Source organism: Phyllobacterium myrsinacearum, assembly GCF_014138285.1.
GTDB lineage: Bacteria > Pseudomonadota > Alphaproteobacteria > Rhizobiales > Rhizobiaceae > Phyllobacterium > Phyllobacterium myrsinacearum_A.
Genome location: NZ_JACGXN010000003.1, coordinates 304,503 through 318,738, shown reverse-complemented (window position 1 = coordinate 318,738; position 14,236 = coordinate 304,503). Strand labels below are relative to the sequence as shown.

Below are 14,236 nucleotides of genomic sequence, written 5' to 3'. Positions count from 1 at the left end.
TGTCCGGGTTGAAACCCGGGCTCACCGATAGGATGACTGGATTTCGGCGCCGTATGAGCCGATCCGGGAGATACAGACGATTGCTAGGATAGCTCCACCGAGTAACAGGAAACCGGTTGTTATAAGCGGCAACTCTTTCCGGTTTGAACGAGACCTGATGCAGACCGCTGGCTTGGGCCGGCAATAAGTGCTTGTCTACAACTGCGCTTCGACGGCTGCCTTATCTATAACAGACCAAACGTGTGCAATTTTTCCGTCAATAAACTCATAGAACACATTTTCGGAAAAAGAGACCCTCCTTCCGTTTATGGCAAGCCCAAAGAACTCGCCCCGCGGGGTGACGTTGAAGTTTAGTCGGCTGGCAATATAAGGCGGATCAGACGTTAAAAGCTGGGTGTGGAATACAAGATCGGGGATTTCCCGGAAATCCCTTTCCAGCATGGCGCGGTAACCTTCCAGGCCAACTGTCCTGCCATTGTATGTAGCGTCATTTGCGACGAAGTTTCCAAGATTTTGCCAGTCTTGACGGTTGAGGCAGTCAATATAGCCTCGATAGGTCCCCGTGAGCTCCTTTTTATTCATTGAGTTACTCCTTCAAGATGATGGCGGCGGTGTTGCGTTCGCGATGTCCAGTGAACGTTGCAAAAGTATTTCGCGCACCTGGTCTGCGAGTTCAGGGCTAAGTCCAAAGACCCATGCACGAGTTGCGGTTTGTTTTCAAAGTGCGGGATTTACCACAACGACGATAATATCCGCCGCAGATGCGGACACAATATGTTCGTTGAAGGAACGCCCCGATCAGAGTTCATTGTGCTGAATGCTCAACACCATAGCCATTCAACGCGTCAGCGAATTTTCGCATCAGTCTGACAAGCGCATCGATGTCATCGGTATCCCAGCCTTCGAGAATTGATTTACCGATCCTGTCGCGGGCGCTATCAACCGCATCCGTCATCAGCTTTCCCTTTGGCGCAATTACCGCCTCACGTACGCGCCGATCCGTGGCACCGGCCTGACGGGTGACAAGATCGAGGCTTTCCAGTTTCGCTACCTGCCGACTGACGGTCGTATAGTCACGCCCGACACGATCCGCCAGATCGACAACGCCGATCGGGCCGAAACGTTCGATCAGCACCAGCAGCGGAAAAAGCGCCCTGTCGAGCGGAATCCCGGCCTCCTTAATCATCATCTCGTCGCGTTGGGGCCGGTTTATGACACTGACGATGTCCAGCACCGCCATATGCAGGTTGCGGAACTGCAGTGTTATATGTGTATTTTGCACATTATTTCTTGACGTCATCGACTGGCTCCATTATATGTGCATTATACATATAATTGTCTTGTTCAAAAGGAAATAGGGCATGAAAGCCGCAGTCGTACAGAGCGCAGGGCAAACGCCTGTTTTTGCCGAGTTCAACACGCCCGCCGCCTCTACCGATGAAAATCTCATCGTGGTCACTGCATCCGCAATCAGTCAGGTTGTGAAGAGCCGGGCCTCTGGAGCGCACTACAGTTCGGGCAGTCAATTCCCGTTCGTGGTTGGGATCGATGGCGTGGGTCGACTGGATGATGGTCGACGCGTCTATTTCATTTTGCCGACGGCGCCCTATGGCAGCATGGCGGAAATGGCTGTCGTGCGATCTCACCAATGCATTGTGCTTCCGGATGCCCTGGATGACATAACAGCGGCTGCGATCGCCAATCCGGGTATGTCATCATGGGCCGCCTATAGCGAGCGCGCGCAGCTGAAACCAGGTGAGACCGTCTTGATCAATGGCGCGACCGGGACTGCGGGCCGCCTGGCTGTCCAGATCGCTCAATATCTTGGCGCCGCCAAAGTCATTGCTACAGGTCGGAACACCGAAAGTCTCAAAGATCTTGAAGCACTTGGTGCGGACGTCATCATTCCGCTTACCGGGGATAGATCGGCCCTTGAAGACGCGTTCAGGGAACAGTTCGCCTCGGGCGTGGATGTGGTCATCGACTATCTATGGGGTGACAGTGCCGAAAGCCTTCTCATCTGTGCCGCCAAGGCCGGCAAGGACGCAGTTCCGATACGTTATGTCCAGATAGGCTCGATCAGCGGCCCCGAGATAAGCCTTCCAGGCGCTGTGTTACGTTCATCCGCTATCACCCTTATGGGTAGCGGCATCGGAAGTATCGCTCTCGACCGGCTCGTTAACGCAACAGCGGAACTGCTGCACGCAACTGTTCCCGGAAACTTCAAAATTGCCCACAAGGTCGTCCCTCTCTCCGAGGTCGAAAACGCTTGGCCGCTTGATGACAGCAACCGGCGGACGGTCTTCAAGGTCAAAGGCGGGGCTTAACCGCGGCCAATGACGTTACACTGCTAGATGAATTGCTTTATATCTCAAAATCTCATGTGTTGAGTTCGTGAATTCGGACACTTGGCAGAACCTTCTGTGCGATCTCGCAAAGATGTCTGTGGTGCGTAAGATAAATGACCTGTCCGATATCAGCCATTTCTGCCAATAGTCGAAACACCTCCTCAGAGCGCGGCTCGTCAAACGTCTCCATGATATCATCGGCAATGAAGGGTACGGATGGGCGAACTTGTGCGAACTCCTGATAGCCCGCAAGACGCAGTGCGAGGTAAAGCTGGAACTGTGTTCCCGTTGACATTGCGTCTGACATTTTCGAGGCGCCGTTCTTGGAAACACCGATCAGGATTTCCTTGTCTTTCTCCGGCTTGGCAGCAAGGCCTGAATATTCGCCGCGGGTAATCAAACGAAACGCGTCCGATGCTCTGTTCATCATTGAGGAGCGATGTTTGTCGCGATAGAGATGCAAGGCATTTTCGGCAGCGAGTGCGCCGGTCTTCAGTCGCAGATACTTTTGTGCCAGTTCCTCGATTTCAAGGAAGATTGTTCGCCGCTGCGCTTCGATCCTGGCGACAGCATCGTCTCCGCCAACCCGTTCGATTTTTTTTCTGGCCAAGGTGAGGTCGGCGAAGAGCACACGGGTTTGTTCTTCCAAATCATTGGAACGGGCAGTCAGTTCTGCTGCTTGCCGTTCAATCTCCGAGATATCGACTTCAGCAAGCATTGCTTCTGCCTCGTCAAAGGTCGCAACGCGCAACTCTTCTGCGACCTGATCGGCGATTTCCGCAACACGGCGTTCAAGCCGAACTTTATCAGCGGTCTGTTCGAGCTTGCCACCAACGTCTGTCAGCGTCTCGACACCGAAGAAGGAGGTCAGTTCGTTTTTGCGTGCTTCATGGATGGCAAGTTCCTGTTCCAGCTTCCGGTGGTTTTCGGAAAGCCGCTCACGCTCTTCCAGTTTCATCGCATGGATACTTCGAGCACTCTGGCTGTCCTGATATCGCCTTATAAGGGTTTCCGCTCCCTGCAAACCTTGTGCGGGATCAAAGGTCTCGCCGAGGACTTCCAGGATGCCAGACACTTCTTGGCTGAAGATAGTCTGGTCATTTTCCATGGTAACGATGCGCTGCACCAGTTGATCCCGCTCGCGCAAGAGAGCAGGCAGATCAGCAAGCATGTTGAGAATCTCACGTACTGGCGGCACTTCTGACGTCTTGGCACCAAACCAGGTTTTTGCCAGCACCGCTTTCCAATGAGTGTCCCACTGTTTTGCTGCGTTATCGGCTCGTGAGAAATCCTGTTGGCGCTCAGCGAGCTCTCGTTTCTGTTTGGCCAGATTTGCAACGACGTTTTCTGCCTCGGTGCGTGCACTGACGGCTTCCGACAAAAATACGCTCGCAGCTTGCATCAATGCGGCTGGAGACATGGTTTCGATACCGTCGATAGCAGTGATGCACATCGCACGAACCAGAGCCGAAACGTCATCGCCCAGTTCAGACTTTGCCTGACGGATATCCTCTTCAACCTGCTGCAGCGCATTCCATGCGGCCAGTGTTTCCTTGCGGTTGGCACTCCATTGCCCAAGACATGACAGCCAATCTTCGATCGTTGCGTTGTCTGGCAATGCGATAGCATGGGGCGCAGTGGCGTGAATGCGGGCCTGAAGCTGCGACAGCTCGTCTGACGCTTCAGCCAGCAATTCCTGTTCGCTTTCAATGGACGCGGCACTGATTGATGCTGCCTGCGTTGCCTGACGCAATTCGGCCAAATCGCGTGATCGTGCCAGCCGGGTCTCACTCAGATCATCATGCGTTCGCATTTTCTCTTCGAACGCCTTGGCTGTTGCCCTGTCGAGCTGCTTGAGATGTTGATCCCAGGCTCGCGCGCGAGCTTCACGGGATCGATGTGCTTCAACATCATCAATATGGCCTGCTGCTGTTTGGATTGCGTCGATACGCGCCCGAGCCTCCCGCTCTTCCGTTACAAGCTTGCGAATGCTCTCCTTGTGTTCCCGGATGCGTTTTTCGATTAGCAGGGCTTCACTGCGCCAGGCTTCGATCCGACGAGGGTCTGGCAGATCGAGGGCAAGCAGTTCTGCTCCATCTCCTGTCCATCGCGGCAGACTGTTCAAGAGGCTGTCGTAGTTACGGGACAACTGACCTCGATCCCGTTCGGCTAAGCGCAGGCGTGCCTGATGATCACTTCGCTGCAATGTGCCAAGTGCGAGCTCCACGGCTCGAATATCCTTTTCACCGATCAGTGTGCCACGTGATGCGAGAGCATCGTTCTCTTCGACTGTCCGTTCAAGCAATTGCGTGGCTTTGGCGAGTTCACGCGATGCCGACTGCAGCGTTGCGTCAATGCCGGAACGTGTCTCAATAAGACCGCGCAATTCTCCAATAAGGACAGCAGGAAGGACAAGTGCCTCCGGTATCTCGTTGCCATCTTGCTCCAGTGAACTGAGGAGATTTGTTACGGCACTGTTTTGATCGTTCAAAGAGGCCCGGCGTTTTGGCAGGTCTCCTTCAGCACTGCGATAGCGCGCACGTCCGTCCTCAAGTGCGAGAATGCGCGCGGCGACTGACTGGAGCCGATCATCAATCTCGATTGCGTCGATCTCGGATTGAAGGCGAGCGAGCTCCTTTCCTGTTCCATCGATCTGCGTTTGTATCCTTGTCTGATCCTTCGTTAACTGCGGAAGTTCCATAGTCCATTCAGCTGGTGGTCGTGGCAGATCGGCAAAATCGGCAAGTTGGGTTGTGAGGCGCGAATACTCACCGGCCAAGGGGAGAGCCCGTATAATGCGCGATACGTCACCAAGGCTCGTCCGGGTTTTACCGAGCTCCGCCATCGTCCCGTCATAGGCCGATTGCGCTTGATTGCCGGTGGTCACAAGATTTGCATAGGCTGAAGCAAACGTATCGATATCATCGCGCTGTGCCTTAAGATCGGCCAGCCTTTGCTTAAGCTCAGCAACAAGCGTGTTGCGTCCTCGCTTCTTGTGAATGAGGTTGGCTTCCTCCGCTGTTGCTGCCAATGTCTGGCTCAGATCGGCAAGTCCTGCACTGGCAGAAAACAACAGTTCTCCCAAATCACCCTTGCTTTGAATGATGGCGTTGCCGCCGTCTTTCAGTGATTGCTCGTCGAGGGAGAACATGGTGCGGTAAGCTTCGCGGCCGATGCCGGCAAGCGGTGTCCCAAGCAATGCCTCGTTGACCGGCTGACCGCGTTCATCCTGCAGGGAGCCTGTTCGCACTTTTGTACGGATCAACTGACGGGTCTGTCCATCAAACTGAAGCGAGCCCCCGATCTGCATCACCGTGTAAGGATGCAGGAAGTTGAAACGGCTGCGTTCTTCAATACCGAAGAGGAAGTCCAGATAAGCCGCAAAGGCGGTCGATTTCCCGGCCTCGTTCAAACCATAGACAATGTGCAGATCAGGTAACCCGGCGACAGCCTCACCAAAATCAATGGTATAGTCGGTGAACTTGCCATAACGGGTAAGATCAAGCTTGCGCAGCCGCATTATTGCGCCTCCCGGCCGGGGGATTTGAGCCGTGCGATAATATCTTCGCCACTCTGTGTCATCAGCTCATCGACGAAGGTCTCGAATTCAGCTTCGGAGTTGCCGGCAAACTTGCGGCTTTCGGGTGGCAGGTCGTCAAGCAGGTCCTTGATCATCTGGCGCACATCCTCGCGAAACCCATATGAGGTCATGACGTCGGAATGCATCAGTTGCCCAAGCTCAACGAGGGGATCAGCGGTTGCTGCACTCGCCGTCTCGTCGGCTGAACTCACGCCCAGTTCGATCTTCTCTACCCAGGTGTGACCAATGCCTTGTGCCCGTTGTTCCGCTTCTGCCTGTAACAAGTCGGCATCACGGCGAAGCTGCCATGCAAGTGGTGTATTGCCGATAATCTTCAACCTGCCAACCAGATGTTCCGACCTTGTTTTGCCGCGCTGCTCAACCAGTGCCGTTTCAATGGCAGTGACAGCATCCCGCCATTCCCGTGTGTTGGTCACGTCAACGGTCACGCGTTCGAACTGGGCAATGCTCGTCAGGCGTTCTTCAACTGTGATCGATTGGTCATCGCCAACAGTGACGAGCGATACCGATTTCTCGCCTGCTTCATTGATATCCCGGCCTTGTGGCATGCCGGGCATGATTACAGTCTTTGTGCCAAGATGGTGCGTGCGCAGATGGATATGGCCAAGTGCCCAGTATTCAAATCCGGAAGCATGGAGGTCCGACACGTTACATGGCGCATAGGCGTCGTGCCCCGGAGACCCGGCAAGACTGGTGTGCATGATCCCTATGTTCACGGCACCCGTCACAGGTGGCTTGAATTTCGGCAGAAGACTCTCCGGTGCATATGGTTTGTTAAAGCTCAAACCGTGCATGGCAATGTGGAGACCATCTTGTCGCAGCTCAATCGCTTCGGCCCTGGCGCCAAATATCTTGACGGATGGTGGCAGCACCAGTTCCTGGGTGATCTTCGATAGCGCATCGTGATTGCCACGGATCGTGTAGATGCTGATGCCGGCCTCGTGCAGCCTTTGCATTTGCGTTGCCAGAAACCGGGCGGTTTTCATGGAGGTCTGGTCGCCGTCATAGAGATCGCCAGCGATCACCAGTGCATTGACCTGTTCTTCGAGGCAAAGGTCAATAATCGCAATTAGCGCCTGGCGCGTGGCGTCACCGATCAACGAGCCAAGATTAGGGTCGCGCAGTGACAACGACCGCAGTGGCGAATCCAGATGAATATCAGCGGTGTGGATGAAACGGAACGGCATGAACCCTTTGGATATCCGGCAATGTGGCAAGTTGCAAACTATCGCATGTCACAACCTGTGCGTCACGTGAGGAGAGGCCGGGAAAGGGAGTTTTCCAGTGGATCATCCAGAAATACACGAATTCAGATTTTCGGTGAGGAACATGTTTCCTGGACGGAGCGTTGGCGTCCGAGCTGCAACATCGCGATGCTGCCAAGGATCAGGATGACTGCCGCCAATTCCAATATGCCGACATCTTCGCCATTGATCCATCCAATCAGCAGCGCGACGACTGGCGTGATATAAGTCGCGCCTGAGGCGGCAACAGCCCCAAGCTTCTCCAGCAATTGGTAATAGAGCAAAAAGGCAGTTCCGGTTCCCAGGACACCAAGACCAATTACCAAGCCGATAGCCGCGTGCGTATTTTGAGTTATCCGCCCGATACCTGTGAGGTTTGTCACAAGGAGAAGGATAAACAGCGCGAGTCCCATCTGCCAGGTAACGAGTGCGAGTGGTGGTAAGTTAAGCGGTGACAGGAAACGGCGAACATAAACATACGACAGTCCAAGGATGACCGCGCCGGACAACATCCAGAAAACACCCATGGGATCGATACGGTTACTTGCGCCCTCCCAGGGTCGTGCAATCATAACAATGCCGGCAAAACCCAGCGCGACACCAAGTGCCATCAATCTGTTGAGTTTTTCCGTCCGCAGAAATACGAGCGAGGAGATTGCAGTGAACAAAGCAATGGATCCGCCCAACACACCCGCAATGCCTGAGGGAAGCAATGCCGTGCCCTTTACAATGGCAAAGTAGTAGAGAGCCGTTGCCACAGAAGCCATGGCCAGGAAATGCGGCAGATGGCGCAATTGGCTACGATCGATCGCGCCTTTGCGCCATGCCGCAAATGCCAGTGGAAGAAAACCAAAAAATACCCGCAAAAGGACTATTTGTTCAGGGCTGATGAGGGCTGTAGCCCACTTCATATAGATGAAGTTCGATCCCCAGATGAGACCGAGTAATATAAATGCACCATAGGTAAGTATCATGACGCAAATCCTGCGATCCTGGCGGGGCCTGAAGAACTGTCTTGTGAAATGTATTGCTGGATCCCTCGCGCTCGAACAGAATGGATGCGTCAATTCGATGTTATGTAAGCGACACCCCGAAGGAAAGTATTCATGCGTGAGCGCTGGCCAATAAAAGCCGTCCGGAAAAGCGAGGAAGCTCCGAGGCTATCCGTCGGATTCATTTTGGCGCGGCATTTCACGCTTAATGCTTTCGCCAATTTCGTCGATGTTCTGCGGCTGGCGGCGGACGAAGGCGACCGCAGCCGACCGATCCGCTGCGAATGGAGTGTGTTATCCAACACGATGAACCCCGTGGCTTCCAGCAGCGGTGTGATGGTCGAGCCCAACGAGCGGCTTGGAGATCCCAGCAAGTTCAACTACATCGCGGTTGTGGGCGGACTTATCGATGAGATCCCCAATCTTAATCCCGAGTATCTTCGGTACCTTCAGCGTGCCGCAGCGGCCAAAGTACCGCTTATCGGGGTTTGCACCGGCGCATTTGCTCTCCATCATGCCGGGCTGATGGACGGTTATCGTTGTTGTATCAGCTGGTTTCACCATACGGATTTCCTGGAGCAGTTCGATGGTCTCCGTCCGGTTTCCGATCAGATATTCATTGTCGATCGTGATCGTCTCACCTGTCCAGGCGGTGCGAGCACGGCACATTTGGCTGCATTTCTGGTCGAGAGGCACATCGGCAAAGCGCCGGCGATTAAAAGCTTGCGCATCATGATGATCAACGAAGCAGAGGTAGAAGATTCCCCGCAGCCGAGCCCAATACTCGATCTGAGCACGAACGATCCCTTTGTCAGGAAAGCGCTGCTGTTGGCGCAGCAGAGCCTCGATTCACCAATCTCTGTGGATCAGATCGCCAAGCATCTGGGTATTAGCAAGCGGCGCCTCGAACGGCACTTCCAGAGGGCACTCGGGACCTCGCCCCAATCTGCCTTCATTGACATGCGGCTCTCGCTAGCGCGTCAGCTGATAGAGAACACCGACAAGTCTTTCACCATGATCGCGGTAGAATGTGGTTTTGCCGATTCCTCGCATTTCAGCCGGATGTTCCGCCGCCGTTTCGCATGTACACCGCGCGATTTCCGCAGGTTGACTCTGAAACCGCCAAGCCCATGAACTGATCGACCGCACACCGCTGGAGAACGGCTGGTGTTCGCGCTCCCTGAGCTTATCACCGGGACAGCAACAGGGTGCATCTTCGTTGGTGCAGGCCAACCCAAGACCCGAACTCATTCCCCGCAATGGTTATTGCCAGCTGGCAGGTGAATTGACCCACTCGCGGGACCAAGACCAAGCAGGCCCCTAACGCAGATGTATTAGCGGCGCCCAACCGTTCGTAGCCCCCCGTAGCGCTCACGATTTCTTTGCCGGGTAGCGCCATCCAGCGGAAATTATGAACTCGCTTGTTATTTGTATTACTATATTATAGTAGTATCTCGAGGTCTGGGAGGATCTTGAAAACTTGACCAATTTCGGGAGGAGAAGTCATGATTTTTATGAAGAGAATTCTGCTTGCCAGCACGGTTGCGATGGCTTTTGCCGGGTATGCCAATGCTGCAGATTTGACAGTTGGATTTTCACAGATTGGTTCGGAGTCAGGCTGGCGTGCCGCTGAGACATCTGTATCGAAAATTGAAGCAAAAAAACGCGGTATTGATCTCAAGATTGCCGATGCTCAGCAGAAGCAGGAAAACCAGATCAAGGCGATCCGCGGCTTCATTGCTCAAGGTGTTGATGCCATTTTCATCGCCCCCGTTGTGGCGACGGGATGGGATACAGTTCTCGCTGAGGCCAAGGAAGCAAAAATTCCAGTCATTCTTTTGGATCGCACGATCGAAACAACGAATGACGACCTCTACTTGACGGCCGTAACGTCCGACACGGTGCATGAAGGCAAGGTTGCCGGCGAGTGGCTGGCCAAAGCAGTAGCAGGCAAAGACTGCAAGGTAGTCGAATTGCAGGGAACGGTTGGTTCAAGTCCTGCCATCAATCGCAAAAAGGGTTTTGAGGAGGGGATTGCCTCTGCCTCCAATATCAAGATTACCCGCAGCCAGACAGGCGACTTCACCCGGTCCAAGGGTAAGGAAGTCATGGAGGGCTTTCTCAAAGCCGAGAGCGGTGGCAAGAATATCTGTGCTCTCTATGCACACAACGACGATATGGCCGTCGGTGCAATTCAGGCTATCAAAGAAGCCGGGTTGAAGCCCGGCAAGGACATACTTGTCGTGTCAGTTGATGCGGTCCCCGATATTTTCACGGCGATGTCGGAAGGAGAAGCGAATGCAACGGTTGAACTGACCCCGAACATGGCAGGGCCAGCATTCGACGCATTGAAGGCATTCAAGGATAGCGGAAAAGCTCCGCCGAAGTGGATACAGACGGAATCGAAACTCTATACGCAAGCGGATGATCCTAAGAAGGTCTATGAAGAGAAAAAGGGTCTGGGATACTGATCAGGACCGTCGTGCCAGCCGTCCCGTTCGGACGGCTGGTCACTGATCGAAAATTCGCTCGGGGAGAGGGCGCAATGACGGACAAACCTGGTCTTCTGACCGTCGAAGGCATCTGTAAATCATTCATTGGATTTAAAGCACTGGATGGTGTCGATTTTACTGTCCGGTCAGGCGAGATTCATGCGCTTCTCGGTGAAAATGGTGCAGGAAAATCGACACTCATCAAAGTGCTGACAGGCGTGCATCAGCCGGATTCGGGTGTGATTAAAATCGACGGGCAGGCTGTAAACGTGCGCGACACCCAACATGCGCAAAACCTTGGTATCGGCACAGTGTATCAGGAAGTAAACTTGCTTCCCAATATGTCAGTTGCCGATAATCTGTTCATCGGCCGCCAGCCGATGCGGTTCGGTTTCGTCAATCGCAAATTGATGGAAGAACGCGCGCGGGAATTGCTGGCGCAATATGATCTGCATCTGGATGTCGCATCCGATTTGTCCCGTTACTCTGTCGCTGTCCAGCAACTCGTGGCAATCGCGCGCGCTGTCGATATGTCGGGGCGCGTTCTTGTGCTTGATGAACCGACCGCCAGTCTTGATCGTCATGAGACCGAGATCCTGTTTGCCATACTTCGCCAGTTGCGCGCACGCGGTCTTGGTATTGTTTTCATCACACATTTCCTTGATCAGGTTTATGAGATCTGTGACCGAGTAACGATCTTGCGCAATGGAAAGCTGGCGGGCTGTGCATTGACCGCAGAACTTCCAAAGATCGAACTCGTTTCACTGATGCTTGGGCGGACATTGGCCATTGCCACACACAATACGCGCCGTGATCGGCCCGTCCCTGCAATCAGACAATTCTCTTTCAAAGGCCTTGGACGCAGCCGCAGCATCGCGCCATTCGATCTCGATATCGGCGAAGGCGAAGTCATCGGCATGGCGGGGCTTTTGGGTTCGGGACGGACGGAGACCGCCAAGATCCTGTTCGGCATCGAGACGGCTGACACGGGACATGTTCATATCGACGGAAATCCGGCACTCATTCGAACGCCGCAGGCAGCAGTGGCCTGCGGTTTCGGGCTGTGTCCGGAAGATCGCAAGTCTGACGGAATTATCGGAGACCTTTCCGTTCGGGAGAACATCTCCCTTGCGCTGCAGGCTCAACGGGGCTGGTTCAACCGGTTGTCGGGGCGTGAGCAGACCGTCTTGGCCGATAAATTCGTCAAGGCGCTGGATATTCGAACCACGGATATTGAGAAGCCCGTCAAATTTCTATCCGGCGGCAACCAGCAGAAAGTCATTCTTGCCCGCTGGCTGGCAACCAATCCGCGATTTCTTATTCTTGACGAACCAACCCGCGGCATTGATGTCGGGGCGCATGCGGAGATTATTGCCCTGATCAATCGGCTTTGCGATGACGGTATGGCGCTGCTCGTTATCTCCTCGGAGATCGAGGAGATCGTCGCCTATAGCACCCGCGTTGTTGTCTTGCGGGATCGCGCCCATCGCGGAGAGCTCTCCGGTGACGAAATCACAGCGTCAAATATCCTGGGGATGATCGCTGCTGAACCCGAAGGAGCCTCGGCATGAGCCGCCTGAATACCGCTGCGCTGACGAAGGCAATGCCACAGCTGCTTTCGCTCATGCTCATATTGTTTCTCAACTATCTGGCGTTTCCTGGTTTTTTCGAAATACGCCTTCAGGACGGGCGATTGTTCGGCAGCTTGATCGACGTGCTCAACCGCGGTGCTCCGGTGATCATTCTTGCGATCGGTATGACCGCGGTCATTGCCAGCCGCGGTGTCGATCTTTCGGTTGGCGCTGTCATGGCAATTTCAGGGGCGCTGGCCGCGACAATGACTGTTTCCGGTTATCCTGTCCCCATTGTCATCCTTGCTGCGCTTGGTGCAGGTTTGCTTTGCGGCTTGTGGAATGGCATTCTTGTGGCTTATTTCGACCTGCAACCCATCGTGGCGACTTTGATCCTCATGGTTGCCGGGCGTGGTATCGCGCAGCTTATTACTGAAGGGTCCATCGTTACTTTCAATGAACCTGGACTGATTTTCTTCGGAACCGGGTCATTTGCCGGCATTCCGATGCCCATCTTGATTGCGGCATTGCTTTTGACTTTGGCCATTGCCGTCGTCCGGCGAACCGCACTCGGGCTCCTGATTGAATCCATTGGCATCAATCGTAGCGCGAGCAGTTATGCCGGGCTGAACAGCAAATTGTTATTGCTCGTAATCTACGCCTTCTGCGGTGTCTGCGCTGCGTTGGCGGGTATTATTATTGCGGCTGATATTCGCGGAGCTGATGCCAATAACGCGGGTCTTTGGCTTGAGCTGGATGCTATTCTGGCGGTGGTTGTCGGGGGTACATCACTTTTTGGCGGCCGTTTTTCAATTCTCATGTCAGCACTTGGCGCTGTTATCATTCAGGCGATGAACACGGGGATATTGCTGTCGGGTTTTCCACCCGAATACAACCTTATCCTGAAAGCCTTGGTCATCATTGTGATTTTGCTGGCGCAGTCATTTTCATCCCTGGGCGGATGGGCGTTTCTTAAGGGAGAATTCCGCTCGAAGGGGGCAAACAGGCAATGAACACACGTGTTTTGCCCCTCTATGCCACATTGCTGATTTGTATCATCGCCTACGCGGCCTGCGTTTTCCAGTTCCCGGCGATGTTCTCGACCCGTGTTGCCGGGAATTTGCTGACCGACAACGCTTTTTTGGGAATCGCTGCTGTCGGAATGACCTTTGTCATTCTTTCAGGCGGTATTGATCTCTCGGTTGGATCGGTGATCGCCTTCACAGGAGTGCTGCTTGCTGTTCTCATCACCCGGTATGGCGTCCATCCCCTGATTGCCTTCGCCATCGCGCTGCTGATCACTACAGTGTTCGGCGCAGGCATGGGCGCTATTATCCACTATCTCGAGGTGCCCGCCTTCATCGTCACCCTGGCAGGGATGTTTCTGGCGCGAGGCTTATGCTTTGTGATGACGACGGATTCTATTCCAATCGATCACGAATTCTATGCGATGTTACAGGGGCTGTTTTACCGGCTGCCCGGCGGTGGGAGGCTGACCTTTATTGGCCTCCTGATGATGGTCGTATTCATAATCGGTATCGTGATGGCGCATTTCAGCAAATTCGGCTCCTACGTCTATGCCGTCGGCGGGAACCGGACGTCGGCTGAACTGATGGGTGTGCCGGTCGCCAGAACGACGATCGGTATCTATGCGATGTCTGGTTTCCTTTCGGGGCTCGCAGGCATTGTTTTCTCTCTCTATACGTCTGCTGGTTATTCTCTCGCAGCCGTTGGCGTTGAGCTTGATACCATCGCGGCTGTTGTGATCGGGGGGACGTTGCTGACTGGCGGCGTTGGTTATGTCGCGGGTACGTTCATCGGTGTGATCATTCAGGGTATTATTCAGACTTACATTGTCTTTGACGGAACCTTGTCCAGCTGGTGGACAAAAATCGTTGTTGGTGTCCTTCTCTTCTCGTTCATTGCCTTGCAGCGCATATTGGTGTTCCTTTCATTGAAAAGAACAACGGCGACCAGTGGGGGATGAT

General features: G+C 54.0%; 11 protein-coding genes. 6 read left to right on the top strand and 5 right to left on the bottom strand.

Going from position 1 to position 14,236, the window contains the following annotated elements; genetic code table 11:
• Positions 1-195 precede the first annotated feature (195 nt).
• Both FHW16_RS13725 and FHW16_RS13720 read right to left on the bottom strand, forming a co-directional pair.
• The gene (locus FHW16_RS13725; protein WP_182549769.1) at positions 196-582 is read right to left on the bottom strand and encodes an ester cyclase; all 387 of its coding nucleotides are present in this window, start codon (positions 580-582) and stop codon (positions 196-198) included.
• A 223-nt stretch (positions 583-805) separates the two neighbouring features.
• Complete coding sequence (locus FHW16_RS13720) at positions 806-1,300, bottom strand: MarR family winged helix-turn-helix transcriptional regulator (protein WP_182549768.1); 495 nt, start codon at positions 1,298-1,300, stop codon at positions 806-808.
• A gap of 61 nt (positions 1,301-1,361) precedes the next feature.
• Here FHW16_RS13720 and FHW16_RS13715 point away from each other — a divergent pair, with 61 nt between their 5' ends.
• Entirely contained in the window at positions 1,362-2,327 is a 966-nt protein-coding gene (locus tag FHW16_RS13715) for a quinone oxidoreductase family protein (RefSeq protein ID WP_182549767.1), read from the top strand.
• 52 nt (positions 2,328-2,379) lie between these two features.
• Here FHW16_RS13715 and FHW16_RS13710 read toward each other — a convergent pair whose 3' ends face one another.
• The 3 genes from FHW16_RS13710 to FHW16_RS13700 all read right to left on the bottom strand — a co-directional run bounded on the left by FHW16_RS13710 (position 2,380) and on the right by FHW16_RS13700 (position 8,167).
• Positions 2,380-5,868 (bottom strand): AAA family ATPase, encoded by a 3,489-nt coding sequence (locus FHW16_RS13710; RefSeq protein WP_182549766.1) that lies wholly within the window; start codon positions 5,866-5,868, stop codon positions 2,380-2,382.
• Positions 5,868-7,136: a metallophosphoesterase family protein gene (locus tag FHW16_RS13705; RefSeq protein WP_182549765.1), complete on the bottom strand. Its 1,269-nt coding sequence runs from the start codon at positions 7,134-7,136 to the stop codon at positions 5,868-5,870. Before FHW16_RS13705 ends, FHW16_RS13710 begins: the two co-directional genes overlap by 1 nt.
• 122 nt (positions 7,137-7,258) lie before the next feature.
• Positions 7,259-8,167, bottom strand: coding sequence for a DMT family transporter (locus tag FHW16_RS13700; RefSeq protein ID WP_182549764.1), 909 nt, complete (start codon positions 8,165-8,167; stop codon positions 7,259-7,261).
• A gap of 132 nt (positions 8,168-8,299) precedes the next feature.
• Between FHW16_RS13700 and FHW16_RS13695 the strand changes: the two genes are divergently transcribed.
• From FHW16_RS13695 to yjfF, 5 genes are all read left to right on the top strand, one after another.
• A complete protein-coding gene (locus FHW16_RS13695; RefSeq protein WP_182549763.1) occupies positions 8,300-9,319 on the top strand; it encodes a GlxA family transcriptional regulator in 1,020 nt (339 codons plus the stop codon).
• A gap of 380 nt (positions 9,320-9,699) precedes the next feature.
• Positions 9,700-10,656, top strand: coding sequence for a galactofuranose ABC transporter, galactofuranose-binding protein YtfQ (ytfQ, locus tag FHW16_RS13690; protein ID WP_182549962.1), 957 nt, complete (start codon positions 9,700-9,702; stop codon positions 10,654-10,656).
• A gap of 74 nt (positions 10,657-10,730) precedes the next feature.
• Entirely contained in the window at positions 10,731-12,248 is a 1,518-nt protein-coding gene (locus tag FHW16_RS13685; protein WP_182549762.1) for a sugar ABC transporter ATP-binding protein, read from the top strand.
• Positions 12,245-13,261 (top strand): ABC transporter permease, encoded by a 1,017-nt coding sequence (locus tag FHW16_RS13680; RefSeq protein ID WP_182549761.1) that lies wholly within the window; start codon positions 12,245-12,247, stop codon positions 13,259-13,261. Before FHW16_RS13685 ends, FHW16_RS13680 begins: the two co-directional genes overlap by 4 nt.
• Positions 13,258-14,235, top strand: coding sequence for a galactofuranose ABC transporter, permease protein YjfF (gene yjfF, locus FHW16_RS13675; RefSeq protein ID WP_182549760.1), 978 nt, complete (start codon positions 13,258-13,260; stop codon positions 14,233-14,235). The genes FHW16_RS13680 and yjfF overlap by 4 nt, the downstream gene beginning before the upstream one ends.
• Position 14,236: the final 1 nt, after the last annotated feature.